Origin of the sequence: Mycobacterium gordonae, from assembly GCF_017086405.1 — a bacterium.
Lineage (GTDB): Bacteria > Actinomycetota > Actinomycetes > Mycobacteriales > Mycobacteriaceae > Mycobacterium > Mycobacterium gordonae_D.
Map to the genome: position 1 here is coordinate 750,153 of NZ_CP070973.1, position 24,856 is coordinate 775,008.

17 protein-coding genes are annotated in these 24,856 nt (G+C 66.4%); 7 read left to right on the top strand and 10 right to left on the bottom strand.

Going from position 1 to position 24,856, the window contains the following annotated elements; all coding sequences use genetic code 11:
• The first annotated feature begins 6 nt into the window (after window positions 1-6).
• Window positions 7-687 carry a class I SAM-dependent methyltransferase gene (locus JX552_RS03195; RefSeq protein ID WP_205876060.1) on the top strand — a complete coding sequence of 227 codons (681 nt, stop codon included), beginning with the start codon at window positions 7-9 and terminating at the stop codon, window positions 685-687.
• 9 nt (window positions 688-696) lie between these two features.
• Window positions 697-1,776 (top strand): hypothetical protein, encoded by a 1,080-nt coding sequence (locus JX552_RS03200; protein ID WP_205876061.1) that lies wholly within the window; start codon window positions 697-699, stop codon window positions 1,774-1,776.
• 8 nt (window positions 1,777-1,784) lie between these two features.
• Here JX552_RS03200 and JX552_RS03205 read toward each other — a convergent pair whose 3' ends face one another.
• The 7 genes from JX552_RS03205 to JX552_RS03235 form a co-directional block, all read right to left on the bottom strand.
• Complete coding sequence (locus JX552_RS03205) at window positions 1,785-2,669, bottom strand: cyclopropane mycolic acid synthase family methyltransferase (protein ID WP_205876062.1); 885 nt, start codon at window positions 2,667-2,669, stop codon at window positions 1,785-1,787.
• Between the two features lie 72 nt (window positions 2,670-2,741).
• Entirely contained in the window at window positions 2,742-5,963 is a 3,222-nt protein-coding gene (locus JX552_RS03210; RefSeq protein ID WP_205876063.1) for an MMPL family transporter, read from the bottom strand.
• Window positions 5,964-6,045: 82 nt separating this feature from the next.
• Window positions 6,046-6,345 carry a TauD/TfdA family dioxygenase gene (locus JX552_RS03215; RefSeq protein WP_205876064.1) on the bottom strand — a complete coding sequence of 100 codons (300 nt, stop codon included), beginning with the start codon at window positions 6,343-6,345 and terminating at the stop codon, window positions 6,046-6,048.
• Window positions 6,346-6,477: 132 nt separating this feature from the next.
• A complete protein-coding gene (locus JX552_RS03220; protein WP_205876065.1) occupies window positions 6,478-7,503 on the bottom strand; it encodes an AbrB family transcriptional regulator in 1,026 nt (341 codons plus the stop codon).
• 133 nt (window positions 7,504-7,636) lie between these two features.
• Window positions 7,637-9,517, bottom strand: coding sequence for a S9 family peptidase (locus JX552_RS03225; RefSeq protein ID WP_205876066.1), 1,881 nt, complete (start codon window positions 9,515-9,517; stop codon window positions 7,637-7,639).
• 38 nt (window positions 9,518-9,555) lie between these two features.
• A complete protein-coding gene (locus JX552_RS03230) occupies window positions 9,556-10,164 on the bottom strand; it encodes a TetR/AcrR family transcriptional regulator (RefSeq protein ID WP_205876067.1) in 609 nt (202 codons plus the stop codon).
• Window positions 10,165-10,230: 66 nt separating this feature from the next.
• Window positions 10,231-10,992 carry an alpha/beta hydrolase family protein gene (locus JX552_RS03235; protein ID WP_205876068.1) on the bottom strand — a complete coding sequence of 254 codons (762 nt, stop codon included), beginning with the start codon at window positions 10,990-10,992 and terminating at the stop codon, window positions 10,231-10,233.
• A gap of 109 nt (window positions 10,993-11,101) precedes the next feature.
• Here JX552_RS03235 and JX552_RS03240 point away from each other — a divergent pair, with 109 nt between their 5' ends.
• The 4 genes from JX552_RS03240 (at window position 11,102) to JX552_RS03255 (ending at window position 16,627) form a co-directional block, all read left to right on the top strand.
• Window positions 11,102-11,701, top strand: coding sequence for a cutinase family protein (locus JX552_RS03240; RefSeq protein ID WP_205878182.1), 600 nt, complete (start codon window positions 11,102-11,104; stop codon window positions 11,699-11,701).
• Between the two features lie 136 nt (window positions 11,702-11,837).
• A complete protein-coding gene (locus tag JX552_RS33135; protein WP_431195912.1) occupies window positions 11,838-14,054 on the top strand; it encodes a DUF7159 family protein in 2,217 nt (738 codons plus the stop codon).
• A gap of 121 nt (window positions 14,055-14,175) precedes the next feature.
• On the top strand, window positions 14,176-15,399 hold the full coding sequence (locus tag JX552_RS03250; protein WP_205876070.1) for a formylglycine-generating enzyme family protein: 1,224 nt from the start codon (window positions 14,176-14,178) through the stop codon (window positions 15,397-15,399).
• A gap of 127 nt (window positions 15,400-15,526) precedes the next feature.
• On the top strand, window positions 15,527-16,627 hold the full coding sequence (locus JX552_RS03255) for a ferritin-like domain-containing protein (RefSeq protein WP_205876071.1): 1,101 nt from the start codon (window positions 15,527-15,529) through the stop codon (window positions 16,625-16,627).
• Window positions 16,628-16,739: 112 nt separating this feature from the next.
• Here the strand turns inward: JX552_RS03255 and JX552_RS03260 are convergent, their stop codons facing one another.
• Entirely contained in the window at window positions 16,740-19,343 is a 2,604-nt protein-coding gene (locus tag JX552_RS03260) for a flavin-containing monooxygenase (protein ID WP_205876072.1), read from the bottom strand.
• 33 nt (window positions 19,344-19,376) lie between these two features.
• Window positions 19,377-20,342, bottom strand: a complete 966-nt coding sequence (gene mtnA, locus JX552_RS03265; protein ID WP_205876073.1) for an S-methyl-5-thioribose-1-phosphate isomerase — start codon at window positions 20,340-20,342, stop codon at window positions 19,377-19,379.
• 92 nt (window positions 20,343-20,434) lie between these two features.
• Between mtnA and adhE the strand changes: the two genes are divergently transcribed.
• Entirely contained in the window at window positions 20,435-23,107 is a 2,673-nt protein-coding gene (adhE, locus tag JX552_RS03270) for a bifunctional acetaldehyde-CoA/alcohol dehydrogenase (RefSeq protein WP_277396031.1), read from the top strand.
• Here adhE and JX552_RS03275 read toward each other — a convergent pair.
• Window positions 23,104-24,825 (bottom strand): ATP-binding cassette domain-containing protein, encoded by a 1,722-nt coding sequence (locus JX552_RS03275; protein ID WP_205876074.1) that lies wholly within the window; start codon window positions 24,823-24,825, stop codon window positions 23,104-23,106. The two genes, adhE and JX552_RS03275, sit on opposite strands and share 4 nt — an antisense overlap.
• Window positions 24,826-24,856 lie beyond the last annotated feature (31 nt).

A 24,856-nucleotide genomic window follows, 5' to 3' on the forward strand; every position in this document is an offset into this window, starting at 1 on the left:
AGTGTCATGTCAGTGCAGGCGTTTACACCCGCCGCGGGTGACCCGAAGTGCAGCAAGTATTACGACACCGTCATCGCGCTGTTGACCCGCGAGGGCCGGTGGCGTTGGGCCACCATCGCCCAGCTCGAATTGCGGCCGGGCGCCACCGTTGTCGATATCGGTTGTGGCACAGCTTCATTGGCGATGCGAATGAAACAGCACCAGCCGCTCACCCGGGTGATCGGGGTGGATCCCGACCCGCAGGTGCTGGACATCGCAGCCGCCAAGACGCGCCGGGCCGGGGTCCAGATCGAGTTCGTGCAGGGTATGGGCGACCGGGCGGTCGAACTGACCAGACCTGGGATCGCCGACAAGGTGGTGTCCAGCCTGGTGCTGCACCAGTGCCCGGTGCCGATGAAGGAGGCGATCATCGCCAATATGTTCGCGCTCCTGCGCCCGGGCGGCGAACTCGTGATCGCCGACTTCGGTCTGCAGCGCGACGCCCTGATGCGCCTGGGATTCCGCATCGTCCAGTTTGCCGACGGCAAACGGGACACCCAGCCCAACGCGGATGGAATCCTGCCCGGGCTGATCGCAAAGGCCGGGTTTGTCGGTGTCGCCAAAGTATCGGTGATCAGAACCGTTTCGGGATCCATCTCCGTGTATCGGGCGACACGGCCGGTTCCCGCGAACCGGCCGAGCCGATAATGTTGGACGATGTACCTCGGGGGGCCGGCGAAGGCGCTGGCGATTACGTGTTCGGCGGTGATGCTGCTAGCCGGTTGCCACTCGAAACCACCCACGTCGAGTTCGGACGCGCCGCCGGGTGTCCGTCCCGCACCTCAGAGCGCGCCGGTGGCCGCCGGGGTGCTGTTCACCACGGCCGTGCCGTGGAACGTCGACGTCTCCGGCGCCGCAAAGTCAAACCGTTCGGACGCGATCATCCATGCGCTCAGGGCCGCCGGCGGCTGGGGGACCGGAGGTTTGCAGGCTGACTTCTCCATTTCAGTGTTCTTCGCGGACGGTGGCTCCCGCCGGATGCAGGTTGTCGGCACCGACGAATACTGCAACGACGGTCCGGACTGCGACTCGGTACCCGCCGAGATGCCGGTGCCGGCGAACGCTTACTTCGAGGGTTCGTCCAATCTCACCTGCGATACCACCGGTGCCACCCCGGGCCAGGAAGATTGTCACCTGCTCGTGGTCGATCGAGGCCGGCACCAGCTCTACGAGATCTACCACGGCGGCCAGTCTGGTGAAGATCTCACTGCGCAAGGGTTTTTCACGTGGGATCTGGCCAAGCAGTACCCCGACACCTTGCGCGGAGACCAATGCACCAGCGCGGATGCGGCCGGTTTCCCGATTGCCGCCATGACACCCACCGCCGACGAAGTCGCTTCTGGTGCAATCAATCACGCGATTCGGTTCATCCTCCCCAACGATCGGATGAAGGCCGGCGTCTATGTCCGACCGGCAACGCATGCTGGCGGGCCGGCCAGCACGGACCCGAATGCGCCGCCGTACGGCGTGCGGTTCCGGCTGCGCGCCGACTTCGACGACTCGCGCTTCTCCAAATCCGAGCGGGTGGTCATCGCCGCCCTGAAGAAGTACGGAATGCTGCTCGCCGACGGCGGTCAGGTGCCACTCACCTTTGCCGACGACCGGACGAGCGGCAAGAAGTGGTCCGAATTAGGTATCACCGCACAATCATTCAACGGGATCGGCGTCGAGGAGTTCGAAGTCGTCAACCTCGGCGACGAGGTCAAGCTCACCTACGATTGCGTCCGCAACGAGTGACGGTGAAGCTAGGCCTTGGCAAGGGTGAACTGCGCGACGTCGGTGTAGCCCTCGCGGAACAGGTCGGCACAACCGGTCAGATACTTCATGTAGCGGTCGTAAACCTCTTGCGACTGAGCGGCGATCGCCTGCTCGCGGTTGGCTTCCAACGCGGCGGCCCAAATGTCGAGGGTGCGCGCATAGTGTGGGCGTAGCTGCTGAATCCGGTTGAGCGAGAAGCCGGCGCGTTCCGCGTGCTCTGTGACGGCCTTGGCGGGTGGGAGATCTCCGCCGGGGAAGATCTCGTCCATGATGAACTTCATGAACCGCAACTTGGTCATGGTGATGGGCAGCCCGCGCTCGGCGAATTCTTCCTCGCTGGGCTGGATGATGGTGTGCAGCAACATGACACCGTCGGCAGGCAGAGCCTCGTAGGCCATGGTGAAGAAGTCGGGGTAGCGGTCGCGTCCGAAGTGCTCGAAGGCGCCGATGGATACGATCCGGTCCACCTTCTCGTCGAACTGTTCCCAGCCCTGCAGCAGAACCCGTTTGCTTCGCGGGCTGGGATGTTCGTCGAGCCGTCGCTGGGTATGCGCCTGCTGGTTGCGGCTCAACGTCAAACCGACCACGTTCACGTCGTACTGCTCGAGCGCCCGGACGATCGTGGTGCCCCAGCCGCATCCGATGTCGAGCAGCGTCATGCCCGGCTGCAGTCCGAGCTTGCCGAGCGAGAGGTCGACCTTGGCGATCTGCGCCTCTTCCAGCGACATGTCCTCGCGCTCGAAATACGCGCAACTGTAGGTCCGGGTGGGGTCGAGAAAGATTTTGAAGAACTCGTCAGAGAGGTCGTAGTGCGCTTGGACGTCGTCGAAATACGGCTCTAAAGTTTCGGATTCATTCTGGTCCCCGGGCATGCCTGCTACTTCCCACTCGACTCCTGTCGAGCGTACCGTCGCGAGATCGCAGCCCGATTGACGTAATCCACCCTAGTCGATCGGGAAGTTGCCTGCCGATACGCGGCCCGCGGGCGCCTGCCCCGGTGCGTAGTGATGCATGCTGACGCGCGGGCCGCGCTGGGCGGCCGGGACGGTTCCGACCTGCAGTTGCAGGATGCGGCCGCCGATCTGCAGGTAGGTTCCGGGCCGCCAGGCTGCCCGCTCCCACGGGGCGATCCGGGTCCACCCGTAATCGCCCGGCGCACACACGAAGGCGCCGTTGGTGGAGCCGCGGTCGACGATGATCACGGTGCCGTCGACGTTGCGAACCTCCACGTGGGCCCGGGACAGTAATCCCGCGGGATCGTCGATGCTGACGGGGCGAAGTCCGTATCGGACGGCATCCGATCCGTGCGGGTCCCGGCCGATGACGCAGTCGCGGTCGATCTCGAAGCGGGAGCCGTCTTCGAGTACCACCCACCGCTTGGGCTGCGGTGACGCAACGGACGCCGCGCAGCGGCGCGGGGCCCGCGCCGAGCGTAGGACGGCGCCGTCGCCGGGCACGATGCCGCCGGTCAGCCGGTAGACGCCGTTCGGCACGACCGCGGCCCGGGCCCGCTGATCCAATTCGTCGACCGCGATGACCGCCGCCACCGCCGGCATCGGAACGGAGTAGTGCACCAAGCGGCCGCGGCCGTGCAGCGGCGTCCGATCGGCGCCCTCGTCGAGCGCGACCGTCACGCTGCCGCACAGCAGGATCTCCAGGCCGGCCGGGGTAGGCGTGACGATGGCGACGTCGACCAGCGTGTGGGTCCAGGGCTGACGAGACAGCTTGGCGAAGGCGTTGACCAGTTTCGGCGGGTCGGTTCGCCGGACCATCTCGGACAGGGCCGCCAGCTGCTGCGTGGCGACGGAGTGCTCGGACAGCGTCGTGCGCTCGCGGTGGGCCACCACGATGACGGTGCCGTTGACGTTGGCCACCAGGTGTGTACCGGGGATGATCTCGACGTCGGTCGACGGCAGGGTCGACGGCAGGGCCGCGACGTGTTCCTGGGCCGCGCGCAGCGCGGCTGCCACCGCGATGTCTTCGGCGGGCGCAGCGGCGGCGGCTTCCGGCGCCGGTAGTGGTGTCTGCTCCTCCGCCGCGGTCTCGCTGATGCCGATGCGGGAGTGCAACCAACGCAACGGCTTTGGCGCCCACCAGTTCAGGTCCCCGGCTACCCGCAGAAACGCCGGCACCACGACGCCGCGGATGATCGTCGCGTCGATCACGACGGCCAGCGCCGTGCCGATGCCGAACATCTTCATGAACGACAGCCCGTTGGCGAACGAGATCAGCGTGATCGTCAGCAGCAGCGCGGCGCTGGTCACGATCCGTCCCACCCGGCCCAACCCGATGACGGTGGACGCGTCGTTGGACAACCCGGAGTCGCGGGCTTCCTTGATCCGGCTGAGCAGGAAGATTTCGTAGTCGACGGACAGGCTGAACGCGATGGCGCAGAGCAGGACAACCATGGACGGGTTCAGCGGCGCGGGGGTGAATCCGAGCAGCCCTGCCAGATGGCCGTCCTGGAAAATCCAGACCAGCAAGCCCAGGACCGCGCTGAGCACCAGCAGATTCAGCAGCAGCGCCTTGACCGGCACTACGACGCTGCCGGTGAACAGGAACAGCAGGACGAAGGTGGCGATTGCGATCAGGCCGATGGCCAGCGGGAGCCGATCGGCGATCGCGGCGCGGCTGTCGATCAGCGTGGCCGTCGGACCACCCACCTCCACCTGATGGCCGCTGATCTTCGCGCGGATATCCCGGACCAGGTGCTGAGCCTGGTCCGAGTCCGCCTGCACCGACAGGTAGACGAACGCATACCCGGCCCCTGACGCCGCCGGCACCGGACCGGCCGGCTGCCCGTGCTCGAAGCGGCCGACGGGGCCGTTGACCAGGACGACACCGTCCATGCCCGACACTTCTGCGGCCAGCTTGGCGAGCACGCCGGCGTCGTTGCGGGTGACCAGCGTGATTGCCTGGGAGGGGTCCAGCTGGAAGTCGTGCTGTAGCGACTCGGCCACCAGGCGTGCGCTGGAATCCGTCGGCAGCGCGCGTTCATCGGGGGTGGCGTACTGGGCGTGCAGGAACGGAATGCCCAGGCCCAACAGCACCGCCACCACGGGCAGCGCGTACAGCAGCGGCCGGCGGGTGACCACCTCGGCGAACTTTCGCCAGAACAGGGAATCCGCCGACAGCGGCACCTTGCGCCGGATGATCGCTAGCGAGTCGACGCGCTTGCCCAGCAGTACCAGCAGCGCGGGCAGCACCACGATCGCGCTGAATGCCGAGAGCAGCACGGTGGCGGTGGCCGCCATCCCGACCGAACGCAGGAAGTAGGTGGGGAACACCAGCAGGCTGGTCATGGCCAGCGTGACCGTTGCCGCGCTGAACAGGATGGTTCGTCCCGCGGTCGTGACGGTGGTTATGACGGCCTGGTGGTGGACCTTCCCGTTGGCGCATTCCTCGCGGAAACGGGACACCATCAGCAAACCGAAGTCGATCGACAGCCCCAGGCCGAACGCCGTCGTGACCGTCAGGGCATGCACGGACACGTCGGTGATCGTCGTCATCAGCAGCAACACCGTCAGGGTGGAGACGATCGAGACGACCCCGACCACCACCGGCAGCGCCGCGGCGATGAGACCGCCGAACACGACCACCAGCACGGCCAGTGAAACCGGCACCGCGATGCTCTCGCTCGTCTTGAGGTCGTGTTTGACCTTGTCCCGGATCTCCTGCTGCACGCCGAGGGATCCGCCGGCCCGTACGGTGACGTTCGGGTCGGTGGGCAGGTTGGCGATGATCCGCTTGGCCGTCTCGGCGGCCTCGTCCGCCGTCCCGCCGACGTGCACCAGGATCAGGCCCGACCGACCGTCCTTGCTGCGCAGATCACCGGCGCCCTCATCGCCGAAGGCCCTGGTGACCTTGGCGTTGGGCTCGGCCGCGATAAGCCGAAGCACCCGGTCGCGCACCGGGGCGACGTCGGGTGCCTCGACCGTGCCCTCGCGGGGGAGTAGCTGAATCACCAGGTTCGAGGTGGTGCCGAAATGCTGGCCTAGGAACTCCTCGGCCTGGGACGACTCCGCGGCCGGGTCGGTGTTTCCGCCGGTACCCAGCTTGTCGGACACCGAGCCGCCGAGGACCACGCTGATGCCGAGCAGCACCAGGACCGCCGCGAGCACCGCCTTGGGCCGCCACACGGTGAAGATGGCCAAGTGCCTCAACATGTGGTTCGCCTTTTCCCCGAGACTGTGGTGATCTCAGGAGTCTGTGGCGCCGGTCTTGGGGCTTTCTAAAGGCTTCCTGGGTTCAGTTGCGTGGTTCGACGCCCAGCCACAGGCGCACGAGGCACCGACGTCGTTCAGCCTCGGGCGCGTCGTCGAAGGCGCGCCGGTTGTGCAAAGTCGCGTGGTTGTCCGCGAAGAACACGTCTCCCGGATCGAGGGTGAATTCGGCGTGGTTGGCCGGGTCATTCAGGGTCCGGTCCAAAGCGTCGAGTGCCTGGCGCTGCCGGTCGCTCAGGGGTTGACCGCTGCGGTAGTGGCCCAGCTCGATGTGTGGGCGGTTGTACCGGATGCGGACACCGTCGCCGGGTTCGGTGAAGATCACCCGTAGGTGAAGGGGATTTCACCCGGCTGGGTCTCGTGCGAGCGGTCGAGCAGAACCGTCGGTAAAGTTCCTCGGCCAGTTCCGCCCGCTCCGCGTGCCACCCGTTGCGGTGCCGGCGGGCGGCGGGCCGGCTCAGGCGGCGACGGGAACCAGCTCCGGGCGCACCGGGGCCGCCGGTGCGCTCTGCGGCGTGAATCGGATGAACATCCGCGCCACGAGCGGTGCGGCGACCAGCATCAGCACCACCCGAATCACTTGGGATGCCATCACGAACGTCACGTTGGAGCCCGACCCCGCGGCGGTGCCGAGCACCGCGTAGACCCCCCCGGGGCTGGTAGCTAGGTACCCGTCGAGCATGCTCAGTCCGGCGGTGTGAGCCAACACCACGCCCAGCCCGGCCGCGGCGACGTTCAGCACCATGATCAACGCGAAGGCGCCCGGCAGGATCCGGCGGATCGCGCGCAGTGACTCGCGGTCCAAAGCCATCACGGTCTGCAGGACGATCAGCACGATGCCGGCCTGGAACAGAAGCATCGGAACGGCGAATCCGTCGACCAGGCCGGAGAATTCCAGGCCCACGGTGATCACCATCGGGCCGATCAGTCCGCCGCCCGGCAGGCGCACCCGGCGTCCGGCCACCGCGCCCACTACCACGATCGCCGCGATCAGTGGAAGCGTGACATACCAAGGCAGCGAAGCCCTTTCGCTGACGTGAGCACCCTGGGCGGGGTTGCTGTGATAGAACGCGGTGGCGACGACGGGCATGGCGGCTGTGATCAGTGCGACGCGCAGGTACTGCACCGCAGCCACGACGCGGTCGTCACCGCCGAGTTCGCGGGCGATCGCGACCAGGCCGGCCGAGCCGCCGGCCACCAGCGCCAGGCCGCCGGTCAGTGGCGTGACGTCGCGGTGCAGGCCGAGCAGCGCGCCGCCCGCGACGCTGAGCACGAGAGTGCTGACGGCGACCGCGATTACGACCGGCCAGTGTGAGCCCAGCGCAGCGAACGATATGTCGCGCACCATGAGCCCGGTGTACACGCCGAGGACACCTTGAGCGGCCAGGCCGATCCCGGGTACGGCCTTGGGCGCATACCGCGCCATCGACCAGGCGAAGGCTCCGCAGCCAACGGCCACGACGAGAAGGTCAATCGGATTCATGGTGCAGAGGGTTCAGCAGGTGCCTTGGCGGATTCTTGAAACGCAGGACACGGCGTCGATCAAGGGCGTATCTGGTGCGCTTCGCGACCGCTGGCTCGAGCCGCGAGGAACTTCGCAGAGTTGTTGCCGCCTGTCAGCTCCGACCGCCCAGGTGCTGGTCGAGGAACCGGTCGACGGCGTTGTAGAAGTCAATGACGTTCTCGGGGTTGAGGAAACCGTGGCCCTCGTCTTCCTTGACCAGGTACTGCACCTCTACCCCGCGGGTGCGTAGTGCCTCCACCAGATTGTCGGACTCGGCCTGCACGACGCGAACGTCATTGGCGCCCTGCGCAACCAGCAGTGGCGTCCGAATTCGTTCCACCTTGGTGATCGGGGAGCGCTCCAGCATGTCTGCCTCCTGCGCCGGATCTTCCGGATTGCCGACGAACAGGTGCCAGTTGTTGGCGAGGTGGGGTCGCGCCGCCGCCGGGAGTGTGCGCATGAAGTTGGGCAGGCTGGAGATACCGACATAGTCGATGGCCGCCGCGAAGACATCCGGGGTGAAGGTGACGCCGACCAGTGCGGCGTATCCGCCGTAGGAGCCGCCGAAGATTGCGACCCGCGCGGGGTCCGCGTAACCCTGTTCGACGGCCCAGTTCACGGCATCGATCAGGTCGTCGTGCATCTTGCCCGCGAACTCCCCGACCGCGGCCTTGACGAATGCCTTGCCGAATCCCGTTGACCCGCGGAAGTTGACTTGCAGCACCGCATATCCGCGATTGGCGAAGAGTTGCGCCTCCGGGTCGAACCTCCACCAGTCTCTGGCCCACGGTCCGCCGTGGACGAGCAGCACCAAGGGGAGGCCCTTCGGTTGCACTCCGACGGGCAGGGTCAGATAGGAAGGCAGGTCCAGTCCGTCGCGGGACGGGATCGTCACGGGTGTCATCGGCGCCAACTGCTCGGGATCGAGGTGCGGGAAGGGCCGGAACAGCAGCCTGCTTCCGCCGGTGGTGTGGTCATAGAGGTAGGTGCGTCCGGCGTCCCGGTCGTGGTTGAAGCTGACGATCCACCGTTGGCCGCGTTCATCGGAGGACAACGCCCCGACCTCGCCGTCGGACAACTTCTGCAGGTTCGTCAAGATGTCGGCGAACACCGGGTCGAGCGGCCGGATGACCTGTCGCGCTCCCAGATACCGGACCCCGAGCAGTTCACCGGTGCGCCGGTGTTGAATCAAGGGTTGCGGCACGAGAGGCATGACCAGGCCTCTGGGATCCAGGTCGAATGTGGGGTGGCTGTCGACGGCGGTCTCCGTGCCGGTGGCCACGTCCAGCCGGACCAGCCGGGTACGGTCGGTGCCTTCGTTGGAGCCGATCCAGATTCCCGTTCCATCGGGGGTGACGACCATCGGGAAGACGCCCAGGGTGTAGTCGGCGCCGTCGTAGGTGGCGATCAGTCGCAGCGACGCCGATACGGCGTCCCATCGGTGCACTTCGACATCGCCGGCGGCGGTCAGCGACATCGCGAACAGGTCACCGTTGCGGCTGCTGAGCCATCCCGCGACCTGCCCGGGATTCTCGGCGAGCATGGTGAGTTCGCCTGTGGCGATGTCCAGTTCGTAGACGTCCAGCAGCGCGACGTTGCGTTTGTTGAGGTGCACGATGGCCTTGCCGGACAGACCGCCGGGCATCTCGAGGATCGCCTTGGTGCCATCGAAGGGGGTGAGGTCGACGGCGGAGGCGTCGGGCTCCTCCAGGTCGACCCGGAAGATGTGCCAATTCTCGTCGCCGCCACGGTCCTGCAGATACAGCAGCCAGCGTGGGTTGTCGGTCCATTCGTAGCTCAGCACCGAACGGGTTTCGTCGGCGGTGACGCAGCGCGCCGGCTCGTTGTCGTCCAGCGGTTGCACCCATACATTCAGGCGGTTGCGCCACGGGGCGAGGTAGGCCACCCGGGTTCCGTCGGGTGAGATCGCCGCTCCGGCGCGCACGGGTGGGCGAAAGAAGTCTTCGACGGAGATGGGGTCGGGCAGTGCCATGCGGCGATTCCTTTGGTTGTCTTGCAGGGAGTTTCGGGCTAGTCGGGCATCGGTCCGCCGATGCGTCCGTTGGTCGCGTCGAGAATCGCTCGGTCGATCAGGGCGAGCGTCTGCTGGGGGCTGACCTTTTCGCCGTGTGTGACGACCGCGGTGCTGACGTCCTCGTCGATCACCCGCAACGCACCGGTCACCGCCGCTGCGCACAGCCGGACCGTGAGATCGTCGCGGTGCAACCGCAGTCGTTTGGCGATAACGGGAATGAAGCCTCGTTCCAGTTCGTCGTGGACCATGAGGTACGCGGTGCGAAGCGCCGGTTCGGACGCCGTCATGCTGGCAATTCGCATTGCACTGACCTCGTCGGCGATGTCCTGTTCGGTGAACGGGTGTGCAATCGCGTCGGCGGCCATATGTTCGCCCAGCGACAACTCGCGCGGCCACCGGTCCAGGACCGCGATGAATCGGTGTGTCGACTTGGCGAGTACCGGTTCCACGCAACTTTCTTTCGACCGGAAGTACCTCCAGATCGTCCGAGTGGAAAGTCCTGCGGCAGCGGCGATGTCGTCGCCGGTCGTTCCTGACACCCCGTGCTGCCAGAACAGTTCACAGGCGTGGCGGGATACCTGCAGCCTGGCCTCGACGTGCGCCATCTTCTCCACCCCTGTCACTTAGTGACACGGCCCAATGTGTCACTAAGTGACAGCGCGCGTCAAGTTCTAGTCGTCGTCGAGGTACGCGTCGGCCCATGCGCCGATGATTCGGGCAGCGCGACGAGCCTGGCCCCGAGCGGTGAGCAGATGGTCGGAGCCCTCCAGCGAGACGAAGCTGCGGGGGTGGCGGGCCAGCCGGAATATCTCGGTCGCGTTGCCGATGCCGACCGTGTTGTCGGTTGGTGAATGCAGGATCAGCAGCGGCAACCGTAATCCTGTGATCTTGTCGTGCAGATGCGCCGCACGGACGTCTTCGACGAAGGCCCGCTTGAGGGTCAAGGTGCGCCCGCCGACCATCCACTCGGCACTGCCCTCGGACAGGCAACGGTCAACCACGGCGTCGTAGAGCTTTTCGACGTGGCTCGGATCGATCGGGGCCGCCACGGTGACGACCGAGCGCACTCCCGGCGACCGGCGGGCGGCGGCGAGTGCGGCCGCGCCGCCCCAGGAGTGCCCGACCAAAATGTCGGCGGGTGTTCCGCGTTCGGCCATGAATTCACATGCCTTGACGATGTCGTTGACCTTGACGGTGAACGAGCCGTCACCCCAATCTCCTTCGGAGCCACTGAGACCCAGCGCGTCGAAACGCAGCATGCCGATCCCGTCCGCGGCCAGCTGCTTGCAGATCCGGGCGGCCGCCGGCGACTCTTTGCCCAGAGTGAATCCGTGCGCGAACACTCCCCAACCGCGCACCGCGCCTTCCGGCACGTCGATGATCCCGGCCAGGTTCGGGCCCGTCGAGCTCTGGAACGTGACGCGTTCGCCCATGCTGGAGATCTACCACGGCTTCGGCCCGAACGGGTGGCCGCGTTGTCGGCTCGATCCGTAGCATCGCTTCATGAGGCTTGTCACAATGACGCCAGGCGCGCAATTTGCGATGGGCCTGGTGAGCGGGGTTCTGCTCGTTTTCGGACTGTCGATCGGTCCAACGTCGCTGCTCTCGACCGCCGCAGCGGCCTGTCCCGACGCTGAGGTGGTGTTCGCCCGTGGCCGAGAGGAACCACCCGGCGTCGGCGCCGTCGGCGATGCCCTGGTCAATTCGCTGCGGGGCAAAACCCCGATGTCGATCGGTGTCTACGGGGTCAACTACCCCGCCAACATCAGCACCGGCGGCGGCGCCAACGACATGAGCGCCCATGTGCAGTCGATGGCCAGAGACTGCCCGAACACGCGCCTGGTGCTCGGCGGCTACTCGTTGGGCGCCGAGGTGGCCGACCTGGTGACTGCGGGTCGCCCGCTTCTCGGGTTCACCAACATCCTGCCGCCGGGTGTCGACCAGCACGTCGCGGCGGTGGCTCTGTTCGGCAACGGCACCCGTGGACTGTCCCCGGCGTTCGCTGGAAAGACGATCGACCAGTGCGCGCCCGGGGATCCGATCTGTGGCGGGGGCACGAACTGGCCGTCGCATCTGCAGCCGTCGTATATCGACTCAGGTCTGGTGGATCAGGCCGCCGGCTTCGTGGCCGGCAAACTGTAGTGCCGGGCGAAATTCTCAGCTAATACCTAAGTATTGAGTACGGCGACGAATCCGATGTGGTGATATCTTTGATGCGTGCGCGTCGCGGCTTCGCTAGCGGGACCGGGGCTTGTTAGCTAACGCATTTGGAGAAAAAGTGGACATCGTACTCGGGCTCTCGATGACACCTGCAATGGTTCGTATGGTGATGGTCGAAGGAAAAAAAGCCACCGGAGTCACTATCGAGGAACAGAATCTGGCGGTCGACGCCGCAGCCGGCTCAGCAACCGATCATCTGATGGCCACCATGCTGGAGGTCCGGGAGGCTGCGGCGGCGGCCGGCAACCAACTGACCTCGATCGGCGTGACGTGGACCGACGAGTCAGGGGCGTGCGCGCTGAGCGAGGCCCTGGCCGCATGCGAGGTCGATAACGTCACGCCAATCTCGCCCTTCGTTGCCGCGACGACATTGACGCAGGCGGTCGGACAGGCCATCGGCTGTGAGCGAATGGCGATGCTCTTCGTTGAAGCCGGGAGCGTCACCATGGCTGTAGTGGAGTCCGACGAGGGGGCGATCGCCGAGATCCGCGACGAACCGCTGGACAGCGTCGATGTCATGACTGCGGTGCGGAGGCTCACCGGGTGGGCTGAGGCGCTCAGCTCGCGGCCGGCCGGTGTGTTCGTCGTCGGCTCCGGGGTCGACATCGCGCCGATCAAGCGGGAGCTCGAGACGGTGACTTCGCTTGCGGTGAGCGTGCCGGAGGAGCCGGAGACGGCGCTGGCGCGGGGGGCGGCGCTGGCGTCTGCCAATGCGTCGTTGTCCGTCCTGTCTACCGACGCCTTCGCCTACGCCCGCGTCACCGACGCTGTGCAGACGGATCCCGACGCGGCGACGCTGAGTCGCTTCGACGTTCCCACCCTGCCCGCCGATGCCCAGGCGGGCGACGGCCGCTTCGCGTACAGCCTCTCGCCGGACGAAGACGCCGACGCGCTGACGACAGTGATCGGTTCGACCGAGGACAACGGCCTCAACGAGAAGGTGCAGCAGCGCAGGCCGGTGCTGCTGTTGGGCAGTGTCGGGGCGGTGACGCTGATCACTGCCATTGTGGCACTGGAAGTTTCACTGGCGCTGGGCATTCGGCCGGCAGCGGTGGGCCTGCAACACATCCCTGGTCAGGGGCGCATCATGCCGGCCCCGCTCATGCCGCTGGCGCCGCTGGTCGTTGCAGCGGCTCCGCGACCGGCAGGGATGCGTCCCTCCGGCCCGGTGGCGCTGCCGGCTCCCTCGGACGGCTCCACCCCACTGCTGCCCGCGGTGCCCGGCGATGCGCCGGGAGCGGTTCCCGCCCTTCTTGCGCTGCCCGTCTTGATGCCTGATCCGGTGCCGCCGCGGGCGCCGGATGCCGACTACCCGAACTATCCGATACTGCTGCCGCTGCCCGTTGCATCGCCTCCGACCGTCGCGCCGGGCGTCCAGCAGCCCTCTGTCCCGGTGACGCAACCGGCGACGACGGTTCCGGTGACGCAGCCCTCGACGTCGCAGCCGGTGACTTCGGCGCCGGCGACGACGGTTCCGGTGACGCAGCCCTCGACGTCGCAGCCGGTGACTTCGGCGCCGGCGACGACGGTTCCGGTGACGCAGCCCTCGACGTCGCAGCCGGTGACTTCGGCGCCGGCGACGACGGTTCCGGTGACGCAGCCGCCGGTGGTCACCGCGGCGCCGACCACGGTTCCGGTGACGCAACCGCCGACGTACGTTCCTGTCTCGCAGCCGCCCATGTCTGTTCCCATGGCTCCGCCGCCGGTCCGTGCCCCCGAATCGCAACTGCCCGTGAGCGTTCCGGCTTCCGAAGGCCCAGTTGTTCCGGGTTTGGAGATTCCCACGGTTCGCGGTCCGGCCCTTGAGGGGCCGACGATTCCCGCCGCACCGGGCGTCGTTGTACCGGCGCAGGACTTGCCCGCAGCACCTCAGTTGCCGGGTTCGCTGACTGCGCCGGCTCCGGAGCCGGCGCCTTCCACTGGCGGAGGCGGTGCTCCATTCGGCGGGAGCGGGGGACCGCTTGGCGGGGGCAGTGCCGGTGCCACCGGACCGTCGGCGACCGGCGGCGGCTCAGCGGGTGGTGAAAGTGGCTCACTCGGGGGCGGCTCGTTGGGCGGCGGCTCGCTGGGCGGCGGCTCGTTGGGCGGCGGCTCGCTCGGGGGCGGCTCGCTAGGCGGCGGCTCTACCGGAGGTGGGAGCAGTTCCATCGGCGGCGGCGGCAGCAGCTCGATCGGCAGCAGCGGCGGCAGCAGCAGCTCCGGCGGCGGCAGCAGCTCCAGCGGCAGCAGCAGTTCCAGTGGTAGCAGCGGTAGCTCCGGCGGCAGCAGAAGGTAGCTCCGCCGGACTCCCGCGGCGGCACCGCTGCACATGAATTCATGTATCCGCCTGGGGCGCAAAGTGAATCGGGCGGCATTTTGGCCGAACGGTTATGAATCGGCTGTTAGCATCCCCGCCTGTGTCCGCAATAGGCAGATGGCCGAACTTCGTCACAGGTATCTCAGCAGCAGGGGTCGAAGAGCTGCGTTCTATCGCAAGCAATTTCGCGGACTGGCAGCTTTCCGCGCCGATCGACTCGTCGCTTTCCACCCCCGAGGAGCTGGCCGCCGACTACCTGGCGAAGCTGCAGTATCCGCAGCACATTTTCGACGAGCTGTCGGCCGATGCGCAGGATCGAGTCGCCATTGCCGTTGGCTCCCCGCCACAAGCGCAGTGGCGACAGCCGCCCGTCGTTCCTGGAACACCGTCCTACGCGGAACCGAGCTGGGAAAAGGAAGTCTATGAGGTGCTGTTCGCACAGCTCCCGCCGGAAGCTCCGGAACGGCGACCGGCTTCTCCGCGTCCCTCGGCCGCCGACCAGTGGCCTGAGTTCATTGCCGGCGGTATCAGCGACGGTGCGCTGTGCCGACGCCTCAGTGAAGAGCTGGCGGCCGCCTTGGGTTCTGAGTGGTCTCCGGTTCCCGATGCGGGCGACAACGTGGTGCGCGTCCGCTTCGAGCGCGGCGATCTGATCTTCGTCGTCGTACCGGCCGGGCGAATGACCATGGGGATCACCGAAGACGAAGTGGCCGAACTCGTCGACCTCGGTGACGAAGTTGCCGAGAGCGTGGAGTTCTTTGCCGAGTCGTGGGCCCCGGTTCACGAAGTGAGGGTTGAGGCTTTTCTCTGCGCCGAGACACCCCTGCTGGACCGCCATGCGGCTATCTGGTCGATCGAGGGTGACGCGGCGAATTCCCACGGGGTCTTGCGGCAGAACAGCTGGCAGGCGGCAGAGACAGTGTCGGCATCCGGACTGCGATTGCCGTCCGAAGCGGAGTGGGAATGGATCGCGCGCGCCGGGGGGACGCGGTCCTGGATCTGCGGGGATGAACCGCCCGACGAGTGGACGGAGTGGGTCGTCGATGGTCGGCCGGATCAAGCTCGCACGCCATTCGGCACTTCGGCGCCGGGGTGGGGTGAGTGGGTGGACGACGGATGGCACGACGACTATGTCGGTGCCCCGCCGGACTCCCGGGCGTGGGAGCCGACAGACAGACCTGTCACGGTGCGCGGCGGTGCCTTCGCCTGCTGGCCGTGGCAGGGCGGCGGCGAAGCCGTGTTGCTTCATGCCGCCAGTCGTGAACGCGGCTCCGATGAGTCCATCCACGCAGTACGGCTCGCCGCCGACCTGCCCCCGCGCTGAACTGCAGCGATCGTTCGCCGAATGCGCGAAGTCGCCAGGCGGGGTTGACGACCTGCCGGACGGGGTGCAAGGTGGTGTGATACACGTCATATGACCACTGGTCACACCGTCGAGAGGGGTCGCAGCCATGACCACCAGGGACAAGTACACCGACGTGCCCACGCCGTATTCATGGGAGGTTCCCAGCGCCGGAAATGCGCGCTTCACCTGGGAATACGACGACGGGCGCGCCAGACTCCTTTCTCTCTATCAGAAGGGCAAGGACAAGCAGTGGGACGCGCAGTCGCGTATCGACTGGGGCCAGGACGTCGACCCGCACAATCCGGTCGGACTGCCCGACGAGTTCAATCCATTGTTCGGCAGCCCGATGTGGGATGCCGCTGACGAAGCGCGTCGTGCCGAGATGCGCCAGCACTTTCAGGCCTGGCAGTTTTCCCAGTTCCTGCACGGCGAGCAGGGCGCGATGGTGTGCGCGGCCAAGATCGTCGAGGTGGTACCGGACATGGACGCCAAGTTCTACGCAGCCACCCAGACCATGGACGAGGCTCGGCACGTCGAGGCTTTCTCGCGGTTCTTGCAGGAGAAGATCGGCCTGGTCTACCCGATCAACAAGAACCTGACCGCGCTGCTGGACGACACCCTGCGCGACTCGCGCTGGGACATGCCCTATCTGGGCATGCAGGTACTGATCGAAGGCCTGGCATTGGCGGCCTTCGGCGTGCTGAGGGACATGGCGGCACCGGATTCACTGGCCAAGCAGGTGCTGGCCTACGTCATGCAGGACGAGGCCCGGCACGTCGCCTTCGGCCGGATTTCGTTGAAGGACTACTACTCCGCGTTGACCGACGCCGAGCGGGACGAACGGGAAGAGTTCGTCGTGGACGCCTGCTATCTGATGCGCGACCGATTCCGCGGTGAAGAGGTTTTCGAGACCCTCGGCATGGACGTCCAAGCGTGTGCCGCGTGGGTGGATCAGTCGCCGCTGATGATCCAGTTCCGCTCGCACCTGTTCAGCCGCATCGTGCCGATCGTCAAGGACATCGGGCTGTGGGGCGACAAGGTGCAGAAGGCATTCCGGGACATGGGTGTGCACGACATGGCCAGCTTCGACATCGAGGCGCTGATGAAGGCCGACGAAGATCAGGCCGAGTCCCTGGACAGGGCGCACGCCGAGATGGCCGAGCGAGCGACCGAGGTGGACGAGGTGATAGCGGCTGGCGCGAGCTAGGTCAACGTCCGCCGAAACTCCGGGTACTCTGCCACGAGGGTGTCGAGGGTAGACGCCCGATTGGGCCCGCTGGGGTTCGGCGCGTCGCCCGGCGCGGTAACGCTGACGCGCTTCAGCCCGCTGCTGGAGCTGGCGTGCCCTGAGTGGCTGCGGCCGCGAAGAACCCGCGTAACGCGTCGGCGATCTGAGCCCGGATCGGGGCCCCGGAGACGACCACGTCGACCATGGACAGCGACAAGTGGGTATGCCCGCGTGCCCGCACATGCTGGGTTGGAACCCCCGCTGCGGCAAGCGCTTTCGCGTATTCGTCACCTTCGTCGCGCAGTGGGTCGAACTCCGCTGAGACGACGATCGCGGGCGGTAGGCCGGACAGGTCCGGTGCCCGCAGCGGCGCGACTCTCGGGTCGCCGCGCACATCGGCATCGGGGGCGTAGTGGTCGAAGAACCATCGCATCAGCGGCGCGGTGAGACCGTAGCCCTCGGCGTTCTCCACGTAGGAGCCGCGGGTCTGGTCGGCGTCGACGACCGGCGTGATCAGCACCTGACCGACTATCGTCGGCCAGCCCGTGTTCCTGGCCAATCGGCAGATCACGGTTGCGATGCCCGCGCCGGCGCTCCAACCTCCCAGCACCAGGCGTCCGGGGATGCCACCGAAATCCTCGGCGTGTTCGGCGATCCACCGCACTGCCGCCCACCCGTCGTCCAGTGCGGCGGGGAACCGGTGCTCGGGGGCGTGCCGGTAGTTCACCGACACGATCAGCGCACCGCTGCGCACGCATAGATCCCGGCATAGCGGGTCGTCGGAGGTGTGGTCGCCGAGAACCCAACCGCCGCCGTGGAAGTAGACCACAACTGGATGCGGACCCGGGCTCGCCGGTCGATAGAGCCGGTAGGCCAGGGGCCCGGCAGCGCCCGGCAGGGTTCCGTCGACGATCTCGCCGACGTCGGGGCCCGGCGGGCGCGCCAGATTCATCTCGTCCATGAAGGCGCGGGCCTGCTCGGGTGGCATCGACTCCAACGGCGGCAGCTCCAGCAGTGCCGTCTGCTCGAGGACCATCTGGACGTCGGGTTGCAGGCGGCGCACCACGCCGTCGTTGCACTGTGCACCGGCAGGTCCGGATAACGCGAAACCCAGGTAGTCGCGGGTCACCACCTCTTCGCATGTCACCCGGTAGAAGTCGACCCCGGCTGCGTAGGCCATGAAGGTCCGGGGCTTGCCCGGGATGTTCGCGCCTACGTACCACGAGTTCGCTTGTGGGAAAAGGGTTATCGACGCAGCGTCGTCGACGTGCTGCATCCAGCCGGCCTCGGCGAGTTTGGTGGGCTCGATCCGTTCGAAGCCGTGGTCGCGCAGATAGGTCAGGGCGTCGGCGACGAAATCGATGTGTTGCTCGATGGACACCGCCATGTTCGACAGCACCGAGGGGCTTTGAGGGCCCGCGATGAGGAAGAGGTTGGGGAAGCCCTCGGTCATCAGCCCGAGGTAGGTATTCGGGCCGTGTGACCACTTGTCCTTCAAAGTAAGTCGGTTGCGGCCGACGATGTCGATCGCCGCAACGGCGCCGGTGATCGCGTCGAAGCCGGTGGCGAAGACAATCGCGTCGAACTCGAAAGATTCACCGGCCGTTGCGATGCCGGTCGCGGTGACGCCCACCAACGGCTGATCCTTCAGGTTCACCAACCGCACCTGGGGCAGGTTGAACGTGTCGTAGTAATCGGTGTCCAGGCACAGTCGCTTGGCGCCGACGGGATAGGTGGTGGGGCAAAGCGCCTCGGCCGTCCTGGGATCGCGGACAATGCCGCGAATCTTGCCGTGGATGAAGTCGGCAAAATCTTTGTTGGCCAACGGGTTACTCATCACATCGGCATAGAGGTTGAGGACCTCGAGCAGTTCGCCACGCTGCCAGGCGCGCTCGTAGCGCTGCTGACGTTCCTCGGCGGACACCGAGAATGCCGGGGTGACGGTCCGCTCGGCGGGCACCCCGCCGAAGGAGTATTTCGCCGCCTGCCGGTAGGACGATTCGTCGGCCATCTGTGCGAGCTTGTCCGGCAGTATCGGGCCGTTCTGGGCGGGGATCGAAAAACACGGCGTCCGTTGGAAGACCACCACTTGCTCCGCATGCGCGGCGATCAGCGGGATCGACTGGATGCCCGAGGAACCGGTCCCGACGACGCCGACGCGTTTGCCGGTGAAGTCGACGGGCTCGTGGGGCCACCGGCTGGTGAAAAACACCTCGCCGGCGAAGTTTTCGACACCGGGGATGTCGAGGTCCTTCGGGACCGAGAGGCAACCGGTCGCCATGACGAGGTAGCGGCAGCCGACCTCTTCGCCGTGATCGGTGCGCACGACGTATCGCGACGAGTTGTCGTCCCAATGCGCTTGGGTGACCCGGGTGCCGAACTGGATGTCGCGACGGAGATCGTGCTTGTCGGCGACGTGATTGAGATATCGCAGGATCTCCGGCTGGGTGGCGTATTTCTCCGACCACTGCCAGTCCCGCGCCCAACCAGCATCGAAGCTGAACATGTAGTCGACGCTCGGGATGTCGACCCGCGCGCCGGGGTAGCGGTTCCAGTACCAGGTGCCGCCGATGTCGTCGCCGGCTTCGAAGATGCGCATCGACAGACCCGCGAGCCGCAGGCGGTACGCGGCGTACAGGCCGGCGAAGCCGGCGCCCACAACCACGACATCGGGGTTGAAGTGATGATCAGCCATGTCAATCATGATGACCACCTGGACACGTTTTGTTTAGGGGCGAAACTGCCCGTGCTCGGTGACGACGGCGGTGATCAGTTCGGCCGGGGTCACATCGAAAGCCGGGTTGAAGACATTCGCGCCCGGTGGGGTGATGGTGACGCCGGCGTAGGACCTGAGCTCCTCGGGCGCGCGTTCCTCGATGGCGATCTCCGCGCCGCTGGCCAGTGATCCGTCGATCGTGGACGACGGCGCGACCACGACGAGCGGCACGTGGTGATGACGGGCCGCGATGGCCAGGCCGTAAGTGCCGATCTTGTTTGCGACGTCGCCGTTGGCGGCGATTCGATCGGCGCCGACGATTGCGCAGTCAACCAGGCCGCGCGCCATCGCCGCTGCGGCGGCGCTGTCCGGCTGAACCCGGTAGGGCACGCCCGCCTGGGCCAATTCCCAGGCCGTCAGCCGTGAGCCCTGCATCAGCGGCCTTGTCTCGTCCACCAGCACCGATTCGACCAACCCGCGCTCGTGCAGGTGCCAGACGACGCCGAGCGCGCTGCCCCAGGCCACGGTGGCGAGGTGGCCGGCGTTGCAGTGGCTGAGTAGCCGCAGCGGGCGGCGATCGCACAGTGTCAGTATCAGCTCGGCAGCGTGACCAGAAGCCGTGCGGTTGAGGCGTTCGTCCTCGTCGAGAATTGAAAGGGCTTCGGCCAGTACGGATTCGGTGCCCTCGTCGAGTTTCTTCAGCGCGCGGGCAACCCCCCAACTGAGGTTGACGGCGGTCGGTCGTGCCTTGGCGACTCGGTCGGCCGCGGCCCTGACGTTGCCGCCCGCGCGGGACGCGAGCACGACGCCGAGCGCGCCCGCCGCGCCGAGGGCCGGGGCACCCCGGACGGCGAGGCGTCCGATGGCGTCGATGAGTTCGTCGACGGTGCGCAGGCGCAGGATGCGGTATTCGGCGGGCAGCGCGGTCTGGTCGATGATCGCTACCGCGTCGCCGTCCCAGTCGATGGTTCTGCGCACCTTCGTGACCCTAGCTCGTGAGGATGTGGTGACCGCAGCCCCGAGTCCACACGGACTTAAGCCTCTATCCGCGTCGGCGGGGGAGGTCGACGATGACACCGCAGGACGAGGAGGAAGGTTTCACAGCCATGCCGACGAAACTGGGGACGGCTCCGCGGGCCGCAGCCGTGAACACAGCCGGTGACGGCGACACATCGGACAACGACGACCACCGCCGCGACGAGATTGACGCGATGGTGGACGTCGCGGCTGCGGCGGCCGCCGAATTCCGCACGCTCGATCAGGCTCAAGTGGACCGGATCGTCGAGGCGATGGTGCGCGCCGGGCTGCGCGCGGCCGCCGAGTTGGCGGGACTGGCGATCCAGGAAACCGGGTTCGGAGTCTTCGAGGACAAGGTGGTCAAGAATTACGTGGCGACCGAGTTCCTGCACGACTACCTGCGCGACAAGAAGTCGGTGGGCGTCGTCGAGGAGGATATCGAGAACAACATCGTCCGAGTCGCCGAACCGATCGGCGTGGTGCTGGCCATCACCCCGGTGACCAACCCGACATCGACCGTCTTGTTCAAAGCGATCGTGGCCGCGAAAACGAGGAACGCCATCGTGTTCCGGCCGTCACCGTATGCGGTCCAGTCCTGCGAACGCAGCGTCGAGATCATGCGCGAAGCGGCCGAAGCTGCCGGGATGCCAGTCGGAGCCCTGCAGGTCATTCCAGACGCCGCCCACGAGGTGACCCACTATCTGTTCAAACATCCCAAGGTCGATTTCATCTGGGTGACCGGCGGACCGAAGATCGTCGCGCTGGCGAGTGCGACCGGGAAACCCGGGCTGTGCGTCGGCCCCGGAAACGCGCCCATCTACATTCACAAGACCGCCGATGTGAAGGGTGCCGTCGTCGACATCCTGATCTCCAAAACCTTTGACTCCTCGGTGATCTGCCCGGCTGAGCAGACCTGCATCATCGACGACGAGGTGTACGACGCGATGATCGCCGAATTCGAGCGGATGGGTGCGCGGCTGCTCACCGGTGACGAGGCCGCCGCGATAACCGGGTTCGCGTTCGGCTGCGGCGACAAAATATCTCTGCACGCGCTGGGCCAGAAGGCGCCCGAACTTGCTGCGAGAGCTGGCTTTTCGGTGCCGCCGACGGTGAAGGTGCTGCTGGCCCCGCTGCCGGCGGACATCGACGAACTCGCTGCCCACCCGTTGCTGCAAGAAAAGCTGATGCCCGTTCTGGGCGTGGTTCGGGCACGCGACGTGCAGCATGCGGTCGAGGTGGCGGTACTGGTCACCGAGCACGGCGGCCTGGGGCATACCTCCGCGGTCTACGCCACCGATCAGGCGGTGATCGACGCATACAGCGCGGCGGTGCGTACCGGGCGAATCCTGGTGAACGCTCCGACCGCGGTCGGTGCACTCGGCGGGGTCTACAACAATTTGACGCCGACCTTCTCGCTGGGATGCGGAACATGGGGCGGGTCGAGTACCACCGAGAATGTCAACTACCGCCAACTGCTCAACATCAAGACAGTCGCGAAACGTCGCACCCCGCCACAGTGGTTCCGGGTCCCGTCCAACACCTATTTCAATGCCGGTGCGCTGGAGAATCTGCGCGACCTCGATTGCGACACCGCCGTGGTGGTCACCGATGCCGTGAGCGACGAGCGGGGTGTGGTCGACCTGGTGCGCGGCAAGATGCGCACCCGCCACGTGCAGGTGTTCAGCGAGGTGACGCCGGAGCCGGACGAGACGACCATTCACCGCGGCGTCGAGCTGCTGCGACGGGTGCAACCCGACGTCCTGATCGCTGTGGGCGGCGGTTCGGTGCTCGACGCCGGCAAGGCGATGCGGCTGTTCTACGAGCACCCCGAGAAGACCCTCGACGAGTTGACTATGCCTTTCCTGGACCCGCGCAAGCGGGTAGCCGATTATCCGACAGATCGCCACCGGCTCCAATTGGTCGCCATCCCAACGACTTCGGGTACCGGCTCGGAAGTGTCGCCGGCCGCAGTGCTGACCCTACGTGGCAAGAAAGAGACGTTGGTCGACTACAGCCTGGTGCCCGAGCTGGCCATCATCGATCCGGAGCTGGCGTCGTCGATGCCGCCAGTGTTGACCGCGGACACGGGTATCGACGCGCTGACGCACGCGCTCGAGGCGGTGGTCTCCATCTTCGCCTCGCCATACACCGATGCGTTGTGCGCACAGGCGGCGCGGTTGATCTTCGAGGGATTGCCCAGGGCCTACCGCGATCCCGACGATCTGGCCGCCCGCACCGACATGTCGAACGCGGCGACCTTGGCTGGGCTCGCCTTCTCGAACGCGTTCGTCGGAACGAACCATGCGCTGGCCCATGCCGTGGGTGCGAAATTCGGCATCGCCCACGGCCGGGCGAATGCGATCTTCCTGCCGCATGTGCTCCGTTACAACTCGGGCCTGCCGACGAAATTCATGCCGGCTCCCGGCTATTCGGCCTACATCGCACCGGACAAGTACGCCCAGATCGGCCGGCTCATCTTCGGTGGTCACGAACCCGAAGACAGCCGGGGCAGGTTGTTGCGTGGCGTGGAGGAGCTGCTGGACCGGGTCGACATGCCGCGCTCGCTGCAGGCGATGGGCGTCGCCGAAGAGGCGTTCACCGCGGCGCTGCCGGAGCTGGCGATGACTGCGTTCGAGGATCTCAGTAACCGGACCAACCCGCGGATGCCGTTGGTTACTGAGATCACCGAGTTGCTGCGGCTGGGCTATTACGGACCCGGCTCCTAGCGAGGTGTCACCGCTGCGATCTGACCGAAATCGAGCTTGACGAGCCGGTCGGCGCAGTGGAAGTAGCGATCGTCGTGGGTGATCACGATGACCGTCTTTCCCCGCTTCTTCAGGCCGGGCAGCAGTTGGGTGTAGAACACCTCGCGAAACCGTGGCTCCTGGTCGGCGGCCCACTCGTCGAACAGGTAGATCGGCCGGTCCTCGAGCAGCGCGGTTAGCAGCGCCAGTCGTTTGCGTTGGCCCTGGGACAGCGCAACGGTGGACAGCCGACCATCCCGCACGGTGACCTTGTGCGCAATCTGCAACTGGTGCAGGTAGTAGCGCACCTCGTCGTCGATCCCGGGCCGATCGAAGCCCAGGCAGTCATCGAACAGGTGAAAGTCGGTGAAGACGGCTGCGCAATGCTGCCGGAACCACTCGACGTTGTCCTGGTCGATCTTTTCACCGTTCAGCACGAGAGCTCCGCTGTGCGGCGCGTACAGGCCGGTAATCAGTTTGGCCAGAGTCGACTTCCCGCTCCCGTTGCCACCGACGACGAAGGTGATCTGCCCGGGCTCGAAGGTCAGGTCTACCGGGCCGAGCCGGAATCCCGGTCCGGCGGCAAGCGGAGGTCCGGGGGGTGGCGGGGGGCCCGCCTGGTGATCACGGCGCTTACCGCGCGGCGGGGGTGCGCCGGGACCGAGGGGAACCGACGGGGCCAGCTCGGACTGATAGGCATAGCTGAGGTTGCTCAGGTCCAGCCGGGCATAGCCGGCGGGCGGACGTTCGATGCAGGGCGCCTGCTCCCTGTCGTGTGCGGCCTCGATGGACAAGTTGAGGGTGCGGATCTTGGCCAGCGCGACGTCACCACGCAGCAGTTCCGGGATCTGCTTCATCAGGCTCTGCATCGGCCTCGACAGGAACATCGTGACCAGCAGATAACTGACCATGGCGTCCCGCGGCAGCGCAAGCGCCGCGGCGACCACGAACAGGATGAGGCCCATGGTGGCGAGCTGGAAGAACTGACCGAAGCCCTGTGCCGCCGAGAGCCACGAGCCGGCCCTGACATTCTGGGTCCGGAGGGTGCGAGCCGACCCGAGCAGGTGTCGGGCCATGAAGTCGCGACGGCGGCTGCCATGCAGCTTCAGTTCCTTGATACCAAGCGTCAGACCGGAGAATGACCGCAACAGCGCGTCCTCGTTCTCCCGAGCCTCGTGGTACAGGTGGCGCACCCGCCGCAGCACCGTCTCGGCACTGGCGATGCTGATCAACGTCCCCGCAATCGTCACCGCAAACAGCGGGCCGGACACCGCGGCGAGGAAAGCAAGAGACCCCACGATCGTGGTCACGTCGATGCACATGTTCGGGATGGCCGTCACCGCTTGCGACAACGACCGCACATCTTCGGTCAAGGTCGCGATGAGCCGGTGCAGTCCCATTCGTTCCAGATCCTCCAGCGGAGCCGAGACCACCCTGGCGCTCAACCCTTCCCGCAGCTGGTAGATCGCTTCCTGGGTGAGGCGGATCAGCAGAATCTGCGACAGCACCGCACCGATCAGCGCGACCAGCCCGGTCACGGCAAAGCGTTGCAGCGTTGCACCGGAATGGGTTTGCGGCGCCAGGACGCTGTTGAGCAGCGTCAGCAGGTAGGTGTTGGCCACGCCGCTGACGAGGCCGGTGACAAAGACGGCCAGTATCCGGGTCGGTGAGATCGAGAACAAGAATCTGAGGAGTTGCATTGTTGGGAACCTTCCGCATTCGTTGTGATGG

What these genes read in the sequence shown, in the direction of transcription:
- adhE (WP_277396031.1), top strand. Translation starts at nt 20,435, where the DNA reads ATGACACCGCAGGACGAGGAGGAAGGTTTCACAGCCATGCCGACGAAA.
- JX552_RS03260 (WP_205876072.1), bottom strand. Translation starts at nt 19,343, where the DNA reads ATGGCTGATCATCACTTCAACCCCGATGTCGTGGTTGTGGGCGCCGGC.
- JX552_RS03195 (WP_205876060.1), top strand. Translation starts at nt 7, where the DNA reads ATGTCAGTGCAGGCGTTTACACCCGCCGCGGGTGACCCGAAGTGCAGC.
- JX552_RS03210 (WP_205876063.1), bottom strand. Translation starts at nt 5,963, where the DNA reads ATGTTGAGGCACTTGGCCATCTTCACCGTGTGGCGGCCCAAGGCGGTG.
- JX552_RS03220 (WP_205876065.1), bottom strand. Translation starts at nt 7,503, where the DNA reads ATGAATCCGATTGACCTTCTCGTCGTGGCCGTTGGCTGCGGAGCCTTC.
- JX552_RS03240 (WP_205878182.1), top strand. Translation starts at nt 11,102, where the DNA reads ATGGGCCTGGTGAGCGGGGTTCTGCTCGTTTTCGGACTGTCGATCGGT.
- JX552_RS03230 (WP_205876067.1), bottom strand. Translation starts at nt 10,164, where the DNA reads ATGGCGCACGTCGAGGCCAGGCTGCAGGTATCCCGCCACGCCTGTGAA.
- JX552_RS03205 (WP_205876062.1), bottom strand. Translation starts at nt 2,669, where the DNA reads ATGCCCGGGGACCAGAATGAATCCGAAACTTTAGAGCCGTATTTCGAC.
- JX552_RS03200 (WP_205876061.1), top strand. Translation starts at nt 697, where the DNA reads ATGTACCTCGGGGGGCCGGCGAAGGCGCTGGCGATTACGTGTTCGGCG.
- JX552_RS03225 (WP_205876066.1), bottom strand. Translation starts at nt 9,517, where the DNA reads ATGGCACTGCCCGACCCCATCTCCGTCGAAGACTTCTTTCGCCCACCC.
- JX552_RS03255 (WP_205876071.1), top strand. Translation starts at nt 15,527, where the DNA reads ATGACCACCAGGGACAAGTACACCGACGTGCCCACGCCGTATTCATGG.
- JX552_RS03235 (WP_205876068.1), bottom strand. Translation starts at nt 10,992, where the DNA reads ATGGGCGAACGCGTCACGTTCCAGAGCTCGACGGGCCCGAACCTGGCC.
- JX552_RS03275 (WP_205876074.1), bottom strand. Translation starts at nt 24,825, where the DNA reads ATGCAACTCCTCAGATTCTTGTTCTCGATCTCACCGACCCGGATACTG.